Source organism: Xylella taiwanensis (assembly GCF_013177435.1).
Taxonomy (GTDB): domain Bacteria; phylum Pseudomonadota; class Gammaproteobacteria; order Xanthomonadales; family Xanthomonadaceae; genus Xylella; species Xylella taiwanensis.
On the sequence record NZ_CP053627.1, the window covers coordinates 676064 to 689556 of the forward strand.

A 13493-nucleotide genomic window follows, 5' to 3' on the forward strand; every position below is an offset into this window, starting at 1 on the left:
TCCAAGGTGTGCATTGCGGCACGATATGCTCATGCGCCTTGTTTAAAAACAACACGCCCGTGAGTTGCGATGCAGAACTGGTGTCAGGACACAACCTTGATGTATGCAGCGGCTAGAGAAATACCGATGTTGGTACCTGACCTAGGTAGTGGAATCGGTGATGGGCTTTGATCCCCTGTCGGGAAGAACATCAATGCTTGACGGTGCGGCGGAGGCGCTCTAATGCTTGCATCTGTACGACAGCTTCAACCAATTGCTGTTGTGCTTTAGCTACGTCAATGGTTTCGCCACGATTGGTTAGGATGCGTTCGGCTTCTTCCTTTGCTTTACGGACGGCTGCTTCGTCAATGGCGTCGGCACGTACTGCTGAATCGGCCAGAATCGTTACAACTTGCGGTTGCACCTCAAGGATGCCGCCAGAAATGGCAAAGTCGAGCTGTTCGCCGTTGAGGGTGGTAACGACGACTTTGCCAGGTTTCAGACGAGTGATCAGCGGCGCATGCTTTGGGGCGATCCCCAGTTCGCCGAGTTCTCCAGTGGCCACGACAAGGGTGGCTTCGCCATGAAAGATTTCTTGCTCAGCGCTGACGATGTCACAACGGATAGTGCTCATGGAATCATGTGTCTCGTAGGATGAATCCTGTTCCAATACAGCAGAGGGGACAGATGACGAGCCGAGGTTTATCCGACCCGTCGTGGATACCAATCGACGCAGTAAATCAGGCTGTCATCTTGTTAGCTTTTTCGACAACTTCTTCAATGTTGCCGACCATATAGAAGGCTTGTTCGGGCAGATGGTCATATTCGCCGTCGACGATTGCTTTGAAGCCACGGATTGTCTCTTTTAACGGTACGTATTTACCTGGGGCGCCGGTGAATACTTCTGCGACATGGAATGGTTGACTGAAGAATCGCTCAATCTTGCGTGCACGTGACACGGCTAGTTTGTCGTCCTCGGAAAGTTCATCCATTCCTAAGATCGCGATGATGTCCTTCAGATCTTTATACTTTTGCAGAGTTTGTTGGACACGCTGAGCGGTAGAGTAGTGTTCTTCGCCGATGACTAGCGGGTCCATCTGACGACTGCTCGAATCCAATGGATCTACTGCTGGGTAAATGCCTAATGCGGCGATCGAGCGCGATAGGGTCACTGTTGAATCCAGATGTGCAAAGGTCGTCGCAGGCGATGGGTCAGTCAAATCATCGGCAGGCACGTACACGGCCTGGATCGAGGTGATCGAACCATTTGCGGTTGAGGTGATACGTTCTTGCAGCACCCCCATTTCTTCGGCGAGGGTTGGTTGGTAGCCCACTGCTGAGGGCATGCGGCCGAGCAGGGCGGATACTTCCGTACCGGCTAAGGTGTAGCGGTAGATATTGTCGATGAATAACAGTACATCCTTGCCTTTGCCACTACTGTCCTTTTCGTCGCGAAAGTACTCGGCCATGGTGAGCCCGGTGAGCGCAACGCGCAAACGGTTACCCGGAGGCTCGTTCATCTGGCCATACACCATGGCTACCTTATCGAGAACGTTGGAGTCCTTCATCTCGTGATAAAAGTCGTTACCCTCGCGGGTCCGCTCGCCAACACCAGCGAACACGGAAAGCCCACTATGTGCTTTGGCGATGTTATTGATCAACTCCATCATGTTGACGGTCTTGCCGACACCGGCACCGCCGAATAAGCCGACTTTGCCGCCTTTGGCAAATGGACACATAAGGTCGATGACCTTGATTCCAGTTTCCAGCAGTTCGGTGGTTGAGGCTTGATCTTCATACGAAGGAGCGGTGCGATGGATTTCCCAACGATCCGAATGCGTGATCGGACCAGCCTCGTCGATTGGGTTGCCTAGCACATCCATGATGCGGCCCAATGTACCAGTGCCGACAGGGACTGTGATTGCATGGCCGGTGTCGATGGCAATCAGGTTGCGCTTTAAGCCGTCGGTGGAGCCAAGCGCGATGGTACGCACAATACCGCCGCCGAGCTGCTGCTGCACTTCCAGGATGATGGCTGTGCCGTCTATCTTCAGTGCGTTATATACTTTCGGTACATCGTTGCGTGGGAATTCGACGTCGACAACTGCGCCGATGATCTGAACGATCTTACCCTGACTCATGGATGGAACCCTCTAGCATTTTAAATTTTTTGTAAGTCCAGGCCGGATGGCACAGGCTCTTGGGAAAATGGGATTCAGATCAGACGGCAGCGGCACCGCCAACGATCTCTGATATTTCTTGGGTGATCGCTGCTTGGCGTGCTTTGTTGTAGACCAATTGTAAGGTGCCGATCAGCTTGCTGGCGTTGTCGCTGGCAGCCTTCATTGCCACCATGCGGGCCGCATGCTCGGATGCTATGTTTTCTAGCAACGCTTGGTATACCAGCGATTCGATGTAGCGTGTCATCACGTGTTCAAGCACTGTTGTGGCGTCAGGTTCGTATAAGTAATCCCAATCATGGTGCGCGACCTTGTCTTTAGCGGCCAACAGTGGCAGTAGTTGGTCGAAGTTCGCCTTCTGAACCATTGTGTTGACGAAACGGTTATAGACCAAGTAGACGCGATCGAGCTTTTCTTCTGTGTATGCATCAAGCATGACCTTGATGACGCCAATGAGCTGTTCTAGGTGTGGCGTATCTCCTAGATGGGTCACGCTGCCGAGTATGTTGACTTTGATTCTGCGAAAGAATACTGATGCTTTTTGCCCAATCGTAACGACGTCGACTTCGGCTCCGTTATTTTGCCATTGGCGCATTTCGCCAAGCATCTTCCGGAAAAGAGTGTTGTTGAGACCTCCAGCCAAGCCACGGTCGGAGGAGATCACGATATAGCCTATTCGCTTGACTTGATTGTGTGCGATCAGAAATGGATGCGGGTAGTCAGTGCTTGCCTGGGCTAAATGGCCAATCACTTGCTTCATCGCCTGTGCATACGGGCGTGAAATCCTCATTTGCTCCTGTGCCTTGCGGATTTTTGAGGCCGAAACCATCTCTAGCGCACGGGTCACTTTACGGGTGTTCTGCACGCTTTTGATCTTGGTTTTAATTTCGCGTCCGCTTGCCATTGCTCGCTCGCTTAATTCATAGGGAAGGCTGAGCCGCAGCTCATTCAAGTCGGTAAAGTAGCGGACCTGAAGCCCGCCACAACCGCTACGGTTACCAGCTGCCCGTGGTCTTAAATTCTTCGATGTGCTGCTTGAAAGCAGTCTCAATGTTGTTGTCCCAGCCACTGGAGATATTGATCTTCTCCATCAGCGGGCCCTGAGTGTTGGCAAAATGGGCGTGCAGGCCTTCTTCGAATGCCAATACTTTGTCTACTGGTACGTCGTCCAGGTAGCCTTCGTTGACTGCGTAGATTGACAACGCTTGGTTGGCTATCGACATAGGTGCGTACTGTTTCTGTTTCATTAGTTCAGTGACGCGTTGGCCACGTTCGAGCTGTTTGCGGGTCGCCTCATCTAAGTCCGACGCAAACTGCGCGAATGCCGCAAGTTCACGGTACTGTGCAAGTGAGATACGGATGCCCCCCGACAATTTCTTGATGATTTTAGTTTGGGCTGAGCCACCGACACGCGATACGGAGATACCAGCGTTGACAGCTGGGCGGATGCCGGCATTAAACAGGTCGGTTTCCAGGAAGATCTGGCCGTCAGTAATTGAAATTACATTTGTTGGCACAAAGGCCGACACGTCGCCAGCTTGGGTTTCGATGATTGGTAGTGCGGTTAACGATCCTGTTTTGCCTTTTACCTTACCTTGGGTAAACTTCTCGACATATTCTTCAGATACGCGAGCGGCGCGCTCTAGTAGACGTGAGTGCAGGTAGAACACGTCGCCCGGGTAAGCTTCTCGGCCGGGAGGGCGTTTCAGGAGTAGTGAAATTTGGCGGTATGCGACGGCTTGTTTGGACAAATCGTCATAGACGATCAGTGCGTCTTCACCACGGTCCATGAAGTATTCGCCCATGGTACAGCCAGCGTAGGCACTGATGTACTGAAGTGCGGCTGATTCAGAGGCCGTCGCGGCGACGACAATAGTGTGGGCCAGCGCACTATTCTCCTCAAGTTTCCGCACGATATTGGCGACGGTCGAGGCTTTTTGGCCGATCGCTACGTAAACGCACTTGATGCCGGTGTCTTTTTGGTTGATCACCGTATCGATTGCCATTGCGGTTTTCCCGGTTTGGCGATCCCCAATGATTAGCTCGCGTTGACCGCGTCCGATCGGGATCATCGCATCAACCGACTTATAACCAGTCTGTATCGGTTGATCGACTGATTTGCGCCATATCACCCCTGGTGCCACGCGTTCCACCGGCGCAGTCTGAGTGGTACCCAGTGGACCTTTGCCATCGATTGGTTCACCTAAAGCATTGACTACGCGGCCCAGTAGTGACTTGCCGACCGGCACCTCAAGGATACGTCCGGTGGTTTTGGCGATGTCGCCTTCACGTAAATGTTCATAATCACCTAGCACCACCGCACCGACCGAATCACGCTCCAGGTTCAGTGCCAGTGCGTAGGTTCTGTTCGGTAGTTCGATCATTTCGCCTTGCATCGCATCTGCCAAACCAAAGATGCGCACAATGCCATCGGACACGCTGGTCACGGTGCCTTCGTTACGGGATTCTGCGGATAGTTTGACCTGTTCGATGCGGGTCTTAATCAATTCGCTGATTTCGGAAGGATTGAGCGTGGTTGCCATCGTTGAGTCCTAATTGTGTCGGCCTGGGGAAGGACAGTTTGTTAGTTTCAGTGGGCCAGCGAGATCTGTAGACGCGCGAGCTTGCCCTTGAGCGAGCCATCAATGACCACGTTACCAGTGTCGATCACCGCGCCGCCGATCAGCGAGGGGTCAACCTCAGTGCTGACTTCAATCGCGCAGCCAAAGCGTCGTTCCAGTGCAGTGGTGATCTTTTCTAGTTCATTTGGTGCAAGCGCAATCGCAGCGGTGACCTTCGCTTTGATGACATGTTCGGCTTCGGCGCGTAGTTGTTCATACAAACCCGCAATCTCTAGCAATAGAGATTGCCGATGTCCTTCGGCGATTATCTCTAGAAAGCGGACATAAACTGCATCGGCTCCTTCGGGCGCCAGGAGTGCTGTGGTTTGTCCACGTTCCAGTCGCGGATGGGAAAGTAATGCAGCTACGTGCGGATCAGTAGCGACTTGTGCGGAGAATGCCAATGCCTGCGACCACTGCATAGACTTACCTGTTTCACATGCGATCGCAAACGCAGCACGAGCGTAAGGACGAGCAAGTGTAAGGGCTTGATTCATCAATCAAATCTCCGCAGCGAGCTCATCGAGTAACATTTTGTGTGTGTTAACGTCGATTTCACGCTTGAGCAGCTTCTCGGCACCGTTGACGGCTAGTACAGACACATGCTTACGCAACTCCTCTCGGGCACGTTTTGCAGCTGCTTCTATCTCAGCCTGTGCCAGATTCTGCTGACGATTGGTTTCGGCAATCGCTTCAGCTTTTGCTGCTTCGATAATTTGATGTGCTCGCACATGGGCTTGTTCGATGATTTCGTTGGCCTTTATGCGTGATTCCTTTAATGATTCGTTAATTTTTCCTTGTGCCTGAGCTAATTCCTTTTGGCCAAGGTCAGCGGCGGCCAAACCCTCCGCAATTTTCTGCTGCCGTTCCTCGATTATCTGTATCAATGGCGGCCAAATTTTGGTTGCGACGATCCAAATCAAACCTGCGAAGGCTAGAGCTTGGGCAAAGATAGTAAAAGTGATGTCCATGGGGCTCTCAATTGGTCGTTACGGATGATGGTCGCGTCACAAGAAAGCGTGTGTGCCCCAGCAACCTTCCATCGTGTGGCAAGTAATTCATGCGTGTGTTAGTCACATTCTGGTTACAATCGATCAACCGGCTAATGCCTTGCTGACGGCTACAAGAAGAGTGGAAGAGAGCGGATTGGCGAAAGCAAGCAGCAGACCAACGGCGACACTGATAATAAACGCGGCATCGATCAGACCAGCGGTTATAAACATGCGGACCTGCAACAGTGGGATCAACTCTGGCTGACGTGCGGCCGACTCTAGGAATTTGCCAGCCATTATGGCTAGACCAAGACCCGCACCCAGTGCTGCTAAGCCGATCATGATGCCAATGGCGAGAGCGGTGAAGCTCTGGATCTGAGCGAAATTGGCGAGGATGTCTATAGACATGATTTTCTCCAGGAATGAACTTAATTGAGAGTGAGAAAGCAAAAGAAGTGGATATCGAAACTCAATGAGAGTCTTCTGACAGGCTCAGGTATACGATTGAGAGCATCATGAAAATAAATGCTTGTAGTGGAATCACCAGTAAGTGAAATAGCATCCAACCCAGGCCAAACGTGCTGCTAGCAAGCATTCCGACAATCCCTGCACCACCCAGCATCCAGATCAATAGAAAAACGATCTCGCCACCAAACATATTACCGAAAAGTCGCATCGCCAGTGAAATCGGCTTACTTAGCCATTCGACAATGTTCAGGACAAAGTTGAATGGTATCATCCACTTACCGAAAGGTGTTGTCAGAAATTCTTTGATGAAGCCGCTGATACCCTTAGCACGGAGTGAGAAGAAGAGCATCAAAAAAAAGACACTGATTGACATACCAAGCGTGGCATTGACGTCGGACGTTGGAACTGGTTTCCAAGCATGCACACCGGCCCAGCCGAATGGGATAGCTATGAAGTCAGCAGGGATCATCTTGATGAGGTTCATCAGGAATATCCAAAAAAACAGCGTGATCGCGATTGGCGTGACCAGCTTGCTCGGACCGTGATAGGTATCCTTGACTTGGCGATCAACGAATTCTAAGCAAATCTCTACGAACGCTTGCCATTTGCTTGGTATGCCTGAAGTGGCCTTGCAAGCACCGCTCCAAAATACAAACACCATTACCAACCCCATCAAGACAGCCATGATCAGGGTATCAATATGAAGCACCCAGAATTTGCTGCCGTCCTGCATTTGAAAAGTTAGATTGTGCAGGTGGTGCTGAATGTATGAGGTGGGAGTTGCTTCCTCGCCCGCCATGTGTCAGGAACCTTCAGTCTGAAAATCTTTATGATTGTCGTCTGGTAATAACTAAGACTTGAAAAAACAAGCCAATTGCCATGCCGCTTAGCAGCCCTAATGCGGGCAGCCGCCAAAGGCCGAAGCCAAGCAGGAGAGCCGTAATCAAAAACACCCATTTGAGCAGCATTGCAAGCATCAATCTGGTCATTACAGCTACTCCTCGTTGGGCTCCGCCACCTAGCGCGATGTATCCTGCTAACCAAGTACCCAGCGTCGCGGCGAAACCGGTCAAGGTTGCCCCACATGCATACTTTACATCCATTATCAGTAGTCCGAAACTGCTTATAGTTACAGCAGTGAATGAATATAAAGAGGCCCGCAGTGCTAGTTTTCTAGCAGTGTGCACAGAAGTCAGCACGTAAGTCCCTGCATTAGGTTTGGTTTGTTTAGTTAGAAGGTGCAAGCCCAGCTTAACCAGATTGCATTATAGCAATCAGACAATTTATGAGACAACTAATGACGGAGCATTGCATGGTACTGCATTGAGGAAACGTCACAGTATGCGAATATTTCGATGTGAGGCTGAGTGTTGTTTGCGGACATTGTCGTGGTTCGCTTCCAGTACTCATTTATGCTATGCGATGAAGATAATGATTCCATTCGAAATTCTTGTCAGGTAAGTCCTAATTTTATAGAACATCCGGTGCAACCTTCTTTCGTTGTGACCTGGGCAACAGTAGTGTGCCTGGATAATGATGTCGCGTGGGCCGGTCAGTCTGATGCTGGTAGGTTGTTGAGATCCGAATAAAACTAATATTTAGCGCATCAAGTGTCGCTTATCATGTCATCTGCTACGCGAAGATGATAGCTCGCCAAGTAGAGCATCCATATGCTTAGTTTGATAGCTGACTTTAGTCCGGAGCGTGAGCTAAGTGGATCTGTATCTCCACTAAACGGTAGTAGTTGTTGCGGCTTGCTGATCTTCTCTGCCTATGTGTTGTGTTTGCGATTCGGTTTGGGTCTTTTGAGCGTCAGCATCATTCGGTCACTGTGCCGCTTGCTTCGTAAGAAAGTTGGTGTGTTTGTTAGTCTGTGATTTGCTTGGGTTATGCTTCTTGTGTATGGGGTGGATTAGACGTATTATCAGCCGCCTTGTTTTTCCTTATGCTTCTTGAGCTCGGGCGCGTCCATTCTGACAGAGCTTTCGTTGGTCCTGAGAAGGTGTTTTTTTGTTGTGCGCTGCCATTAAGCATATTTTAGGGTTGTTGACTATGCTTCTCGGGTGGCATATGCTTTTCTGTCTTGCTTTGGTAGGACAGATAAAGATGTTGTGCTGCTCTTTATTCGATGGTTTGTGTTGGGGCGTTATTGCTTGTTTTGAGTGATTAGTAATGATTGATTGCTCATTAGTATTGTTAGGCTGGGTCTGGTGTTTAAGTGCTCTGGCTGCGTTCTTTAAATAATTGATGGAAACTCCTTCATGGCGGACCAAAAGATTCAGATTCGATTGAAGGCATTTGATTGTCGGCTGATTGATCGTTCGGCTGGCGAAATTGTCGAGACGGCCAAGCGTACAGGTGCTCATGTTCGTGGTCCGATTCCTTTGCCGACGAAGGTTGAGCGATGCGCCATTCTGGTTTCTCCCCATGCTGATAAAGATGCGCGTGATCAGTACGAAACTTGTACTTATAAGCGCGTGCTTTATATCGTTGATCCAAACGATAAGACAGTCGATGCATTGATGAAGCTCGAGTTGGCGGCGGGTGTCGATGTGCAAATCAAGTTGACTTGAGGGCTGTAACCATGGGGAACTATTCGTTGGGTTTTGTGGGTCGCAAAGCTGGCATGAGCCGAGTCTTTCTTGAGGACGGCTGTTCGGTTCCTGTTACTCTCATAGAGGCAACCTCGAATCGGATCGTACAAATAAAAACTTCTGATGTTGATGGTTACGATGCTGTTCAGGTAACTGTTGGTTCTCGTCGTGCTGTACTTGTAAACAAGCCGAAGTCTGGTCATTTTGCTAAGGCAAAGGTTCAGGCTGGTCGGGGGTTGTGGGAGTTTCGAGTCGAAAAAGCGCAGCTTAGTAGCTATAAGGTTGGGGCTGAAGTTGGGGTGGATATCTTTGCAGTTGGTCAGAAAGTGGATGTCCAGGGTTTTACCAAAGGTAAGGGATTTCAAGGTACTGTCAAGCGTCATAATTTTAGGATGGGCGATGCTACTCATGGTAACTCGCTGTCGCATCGTGCGCCGGGTTCATTAGGGCAACGCCAGACGCCTGGGCGTGTGTTTCCAGGGAAAAAGATGTCTGGTCACATGGGTGCTGTGAAGCAAACTGTTCAAAATTTGGAAGTGGTTAAAGTTGATGTTGGGCGTTGCTTGATTGCTATTCGTGGGGCTATTCCAGGTGCTGCAGGTGGTGATGTCCTCCTTCGTTCGGCTAGTAAGGTATAAGAGGTGGAGTGATGGATTTAGCTATCGTTGGTAGCGATAACAATCTGATTGTTTCGGATGTTGTTTTCGCTCGCGAATTTAGTGAAGCATTAGTCCATCAAGTCGTTGTTGCTTATCGCAACGCGGCGCGCTCTGGAACTAAGGCCCAGAAGTCACGTTCGGAAGTTTCTGGTACGACTAAGAAATCGAAGAAACAAAAAGGTGGGGGTGCCCGTCATGGTGCCTTAACAGCGCCGATTTTTGTTGGTGGTGGCGTAACTTTTGCTGCCAAGCCTCGCAATTTTTCACAAAAAATTAACCGTAAACAGTATCGTTGTGCAATCTGTTCGATTTTTTCGGAGTTGAACCGTCAGGGGCGTTTGAAGGTTATAGATGCCTTCGATATTGAAGTTCCTAAAACGAAGGTGTTTGTAGAGAAAATTAGACCGCTCAAGGTGGGTTCTCGTTTGCTGGTTGTGATGGATGAAGTTTCAGAGTTCTTGCGCTTGTCGGCTCGTAATTTGCCCTATGTTGATGTGCGTAATGTTCAGGCTCTGGATCCAGTAGCGCTAGTTGGGGCCGATATGGTTGTCCTCACTGTTGCTGCTGTCAAAAAGATCGAGGGATGGTTGGCATGAATAATAGTGGTGAAAAGGTCTTCAGTGTACTGCGTGCTCCGCGAGTTTCCGAGAAGAACTCCCGTCTTCAGGAGCTTTCTAATTGCTATGTTTTTGAAGTCTCCAGTGACGCTACCAAGGTTGACGTAAAGATTGCAGTCGAACGGCTGTTTGATGTGAAGGTTGGTGTCGTTAGGATATTGAATGTGAAAGGTAAGAGTAAGTCGTTTCGAAATCGTGGCGGCTCTCGTTCCGGCTGGCGTAAAGCTTATGTTCGCTTAGTCGATGGACAATCCATTGATGTTGCAGCCAATGTTTGAGGTGTGACCCATGCCATTGATAAAGTTTAAACCGACTTCTCCTGGTCGCCGTTCTGCTGTCCGTGTTGCTACCCCGGATATTCATAAGGGTTCTCCTCACGCTGCCTTGTTGGAGTCGCGGAGTAAGTCTGGTGGTCGTAATCATCATGGTTGTATCACTGTTCGTCACCTCGGCGGTGGTTGCAAGCAGCGTTACCGTGTTATCGATTTTAAGCGTGATAAAGAAGGTGTTCCTGCGCGTGTGGAACGGATCGAATATGATCCGAACCGGACTGCTCATATTGCTTTATTGTGTTACATTGATGGTGAGCGTTGTTACATTGTCGCTCCGAAGGGACTAAAGGAAGGTGATCAAGTCATCTCTGGTCCGAATGCGCCGATTAAAGCTGGTAATGTTCTTTCCCTGCGCAACATTCCAATTGGTACTACGGTTCATGCTGTCGAATTGAAGCCAAGTAAAGGGGCTCAGATGGCGCGTGCTGCAGGTGCTGCTGTTCAATTGGTTGCGCGTGAAGGCATCTATGCTACGCTGCGTTTGCGTTCAGGAGAAATGCGTAGGGTGTTGGCTGAATGTCGTGCCACTATCGGTGAGGTAGGCAATGAAGAACATAATTTACGGAAGCTGGGTAAGGCCGGTGCTAACCGATGGCGTGGTGTTCGTCCTACCGTGCGTGGTGCTGCCATGAATCCTGTTGATCATCCGCATGGTGGCGGTGAAGCGAAATCAGGTCAGGGTAATCCTCATCCTGTCACCCCTTGGGGTGTTCCTACTAAGGGCTATAAAACACGTAAAAACAAGCGCACTCAGCAATTCATAATCCGTGATCGTAGGGGCTAGTCCATAATGACGCGTTCAACAAAAAAAGGTCCGTTCTTCGATCATTACCTGATCAAAAAGGTTGAGTCTGCTGCAGGTAGTAAACGCCCCATCAAGACTTCTTCGCGACGTTCAGTTATTTTACCTCAAATGGTAGGTCTTACAATTGCTGTACATAACGGTAAAAATTACGTTCCAGTACTGATTAATGAGAATATGGTGGGTCACAAGCTTGGCGAGTTTTCTATCACTCGCGTCTTTAAGGGGCATGGTGGTGATAAAAAATCGGGTAAGTAAGGCGATATGAATATGGAAGCTAGTGCTGTTTTGCGTGCTGCGCGTATTTCTCCCCAGAAGGCTCGTTTAGTTGCCGGGCAAGTTCGAGGATTGTCTGCAGAGTGTGCTATTAATCTTTTAAGGTTTTCGAGTAAGAAGGCTGCGCGCTTAATTAAGAAAGTGGTTGAGTCAGCTATTGCTAATGCTGAGAACAATCATGGGGCTAACATTGATGCGTTGAAAATCAATAGCATAATTGTTAATGAGGGGAAAATGCTGAAGCGTTTCATGGCGCGAGCCAAGGGCCGTAGTTCCCATATTGTTAAACGTAGCAGTCACATTACCGTAGTTGTGGGCCCGGTCAAGTAAGTTGGGAAGGAAAATATTATGGGGCACAAAGTTCATCCGATTGGAATCCGTCTAGGTATATCCACAGATTGGAATTCTAAATGGTATGCAAACAAGGCTGAATTTGCCGGATACTTGGCTGCAGACCTTAAAGTTCGTCAGATGCTGCGCAAAAAAATGGCTCAAGCAGGTATCAGCAAAATACTGATTGAGCGTCCAGCGAATACGGCTTGCGTCACCATGCACGTTGCTCGTCCTGGTGTAGTGATTGGTAAGCGTGGTGAAGATATTGAAATGTTGCGCAGGGAAGTCAGTAATCTTATGGGTGTTCCGGTCCACATCAATGTCATTGAAGTGCGTAAGCCTGAGCTTGATGCGCAATTGGTCGCTGAATCCGTCGCGCAACAGCTAGAGCGTAGGATCATGTTTCGTCGTGCGATGAAGCGTTCTGTGGGTAACGCAATGCGCTTGGGCGCCTTAGGAATCAAGATTAATGTAGCTGGGCGGCTTAATGGTGCTGAAATTGCTCGTTCGGAGTGGTACCGTGAAGGTTGTGTCCCGCTCCAAACCTTGCGTGCCGATATCGGTTACGGTTTTGCTGAAGCGTATACCACCTATGGTGTTACCGGTATTAAAGTTTGGATATACAACGGGGATGTTTTCAATTTTTCGAACCTTGGTCAGGAAAAGCAGGATGAAGGTTCGCGCGGTGATCGTAGTGCTGAGCGGTCCTCTCGTCGCGTCCGTGAGGTGAGGTGACGTTAATGTTACAGCCAAAGCGAACAAAATATCGCAAGATGCATAAAGGCCGGAATGGTGGCTTGAGTTGGAGTGCTAATGTAGTCAGTTTCGGTGAGTATGGTTTGAAGGCTACGGCTCACGGTCAATTGACAGCTCGCCAAATCGAGGCAGCTCGACGTTCTATTAGCCGTTGCGTTAAACGTGGTGGCAAGTTGTTGATTCGCGTTTTTCCAGATAAACCGATTACCAAGAAGCCTATAGAGGTCAGAATGGGCTCAGGTAAGGGTAACGTTGAGTATTGGGTTGCTCAAATTCAACCAGGCCGTATGATCTATGAAATTGAAGGTGTTTCGGAGGAGGTTGCCCGTGAGGCTTTTCGTTTGGCTGCTTCCAAGCTTTCTGTGACTACCACTTTTGTTGCCAGGACGGTGCGTTGATGGATATTAAAGAACTTCGTGGTCAATCGCTTGATGAGTTGAAGACTCATCTGGTTGATTTGCGCAAAGAGCAATTTTCAATGCGTATGCAGCTAGCTATCGGCCAATTTCCAAAGACTCATGAGATTCGTCGGGTGCGCCGGCGTATCGCTCGCGTGAAATATGTATTATGTTGCATAAATAAGGTGCTGGCGTGATGAATGACAACAACGAAAGAAAGCCGTTACGCACGGTCAAAGGTCGTGTGATCAGTAATAAAATGCAAAAGACGGTTACTGTTTTGGTTGAACGTCAGGTTAAACATGCACTTTACGGTAAATATATTAAGCGCTCGACTAAGCTCCATGCCCATGATGCGGACGATGTTTGTAGTGAAGGTGATGTGGTGCTTATGGCTGAAGTCGCTCCAATTTCAAAAACAAAAAACTGGCGGATAGTTGAGATTGTTACTCGCGCAGGTTAAATAAATTTTTGGAGAGCTAAGTC

Annotated in this window: 20 protein-coding genes; 11 read left to right on the forward strand and 9 right to left on the reverse strand. The window is 49.3% G+C overall.

Annotated features, from left to right (window positions below; all coding sequences use genetic code 11):
- Positions 1-190: 190 nt before the first annotated feature.
- From PLS229_RS02770 to PLS229_RS02810, 9 genes are all read right to left on the reverse strand, one after another.
- Positions 191-613 carry a F0F1 ATP synthase subunit epsilon gene (locus PLS229_RS02770; protein WP_038270925.1) on the reverse strand — a complete coding sequence of 141 codons (423 nt, stop codon included), beginning with the start codon at positions 611-613 and terminating at the stop codon, positions 191-193.
- A 106-nt stretch (positions 614-719) separates the two neighbouring features.
- Complete coding sequence (gene atpD, locus PLS229_RS02775; RefSeq protein WP_038270927.1) at positions 720-2120, reverse strand: F0F1 ATP synthase subunit beta; 1401 nt, start codon at positions 2118-2120, stop codon at positions 720-722.
- 79 nt (positions 2121-2199) lie between these two features.
- A complete protein-coding gene (atpG, locus tag PLS229_RS02780) occupies positions 2200-3063 on the reverse strand; it encodes a F0F1 ATP synthase subunit gamma (protein WP_038270929.1) in 864 nt (287 codons plus the stop codon).
- Between the two features lie 91 nt (positions 3064-3154).
- Positions 3155-4702, reverse strand: coding sequence for a F0F1 ATP synthase subunit alpha (gene atpA / locus PLS229_RS02785; protein WP_038270931.1), 1548 nt, complete (start codon positions 4700-4702; stop codon positions 3155-3157).
- Between the two features lie 47 nt (positions 4703-4749).
- A complete protein-coding gene (locus PLS229_RS02790) occupies positions 4750-5277 on the reverse strand; it encodes a F0F1 ATP synthase subunit delta (RefSeq protein ID WP_038270933.1) in 528 nt (175 codons plus the stop codon).
- 3 nt (positions 5278-5280) lie between these two features.
- Positions 5281-5751, reverse strand: coding sequence for a F0F1 ATP synthase subunit B (locus tag PLS229_RS02795; RefSeq protein ID WP_038270934.1), 471 nt, complete (start codon positions 5749-5751; stop codon positions 5281-5283).
- A gap of 123 nt (positions 5752-5874) precedes the next feature.
- Complete coding sequence (gene atpE / locus PLS229_RS02800; protein WP_038270935.1) at positions 5875-6180, reverse strand: F0F1 ATP synthase subunit C; 306 nt, start codon at positions 6178-6180, stop codon at positions 5875-5877.
- A gap of 61 nt (positions 6181-6241) precedes the next feature.
- The gene (gene atpB, locus PLS229_RS02805; RefSeq protein WP_038270936.1) at positions 6242-7039 is read right to left on the reverse strand and encodes a F0F1 ATP synthase subunit A; all 798 of its coding nucleotides are present in this window, start codon (positions 7037-7039) and stop codon (positions 6242-6244) included.
- A gap of 28 nt (positions 7040-7067) precedes the next feature.
- On the reverse strand, positions 7068-7439 hold the full coding sequence (locus PLS229_RS02810; RefSeq protein ID WP_038270937.1) for a hypothetical protein: 372 nt from the start codon (positions 7437-7439) through the stop codon (positions 7068-7070).
- Positions 7440-8501: 1062 nt separating this feature from the next.
- On the opposite strand from PLS229_RS02810, the gene rpsJ reads away from it, so the two are divergent.
- From rpsJ to rpsQ, 11 genes are read left to right on the forward strand one after another with little or no spacing between them, the layout of a single operon-like run.
- Positions 8502-8813 (forward strand): 30S ribosomal protein S10, encoded by a 312-nt coding sequence (gene rpsJ, locus PLS229_RS02815; protein ID WP_038270938.1) that lies wholly within the window; start codon positions 8502-8504, stop codon positions 8811-8813.
- A gap of 11 nt (positions 8814-8824) precedes the next feature.
- On the forward strand, positions 8825-9472 hold the full coding sequence (gene rplC, locus PLS229_RS02820; RefSeq protein ID WP_038270939.1) for a 50S ribosomal protein L3: 648 nt from the start codon (positions 8825-8827) through the stop codon (positions 9470-9472).
- 11 nt (positions 9473-9483) lie between these two features.
- Positions 9484-10089 (forward strand): 50S ribosomal protein L4, encoded by a 606-nt coding sequence (gene rplD / locus PLS229_RS02825; RefSeq protein WP_038270940.1) that lies wholly within the window; start codon positions 9484-9486, stop codon positions 10087-10089.
- Positions 10086-10388 (forward strand): 50S ribosomal protein L23, encoded by a 303-nt coding sequence (gene rplW / locus PLS229_RS02830; RefSeq protein ID WP_081755424.1) that lies wholly within the window; start codon positions 10086-10088, stop codon positions 10386-10388. The genes rplD and rplW overlap by 4 nt, the downstream gene beginning before the upstream one ends.
- 10 nt (positions 10389-10398) lie before the next feature.
- Entirely contained in the window at positions 10399-11226 is an 828-nt protein-coding gene (gene rplB, locus PLS229_RS02835) for a 50S ribosomal protein L2 (protein ID WP_038270942.1), read from the forward strand.
- 6 nt (positions 11227-11232) lie between these two features.
- Positions 11233-11502 carry a 30S ribosomal protein S19 gene (gene rpsS, locus PLS229_RS02840; RefSeq protein ID WP_038270943.1) on the forward strand — a complete coding sequence of 90 codons (270 nt, stop codon included), beginning with the start codon at positions 11233-11235 and terminating at the stop codon, positions 11500-11502.
- 12 nt (positions 11503-11514) lie between these two features.
- Positions 11515-11850, forward strand: a complete 336-nt coding sequence (rplV, locus tag PLS229_RS02845) for a 50S ribosomal protein L22 (RefSeq protein ID WP_038270944.1) — start codon at positions 11515-11517, stop codon at positions 11848-11850.
- A gap of 18 nt (positions 11851-11868) precedes the next feature.
- Positions 11869-12588, forward strand: coding sequence for a 30S ribosomal protein S3 (rpsC, locus tag PLS229_RS02850; protein ID WP_038270945.1), 720 nt, complete (start codon positions 11869-11871; stop codon positions 12586-12588).
- 5 nt (positions 12589-12593) lie between these two features.
- Positions 12594-13007 carry a 50S ribosomal protein L16 gene (gene rplP / locus PLS229_RS02855; protein WP_038270946.1) on the forward strand — a complete coding sequence of 138 codons (414 nt, stop codon included), beginning with the start codon at positions 12594-12596 and terminating at the stop codon, positions 13005-13007.
- On the forward strand, positions 13007-13204 hold the full coding sequence (gene rpmC / locus PLS229_RS02860; RefSeq protein WP_038270947.1) for a 50S ribosomal protein L29: 198 nt from the start codon (positions 13007-13009) through the stop codon (positions 13202-13204). Before rplP ends, rpmC begins: the two co-directional genes overlap by 1 nt.
- Positions 13204-13470: a 30S ribosomal protein S17 gene (rpsQ, locus tag PLS229_RS02865; protein ID WP_038270948.1), complete on the forward strand. Its 267-nt coding sequence runs from the start codon at positions 13204-13206 to the stop codon at positions 13468-13470. Before rpmC ends, rpsQ begins: the two co-directional genes overlap by 1 nt.
- The last annotated feature ends 23 nt before the right edge of the window (positions 13471-13493 follow it).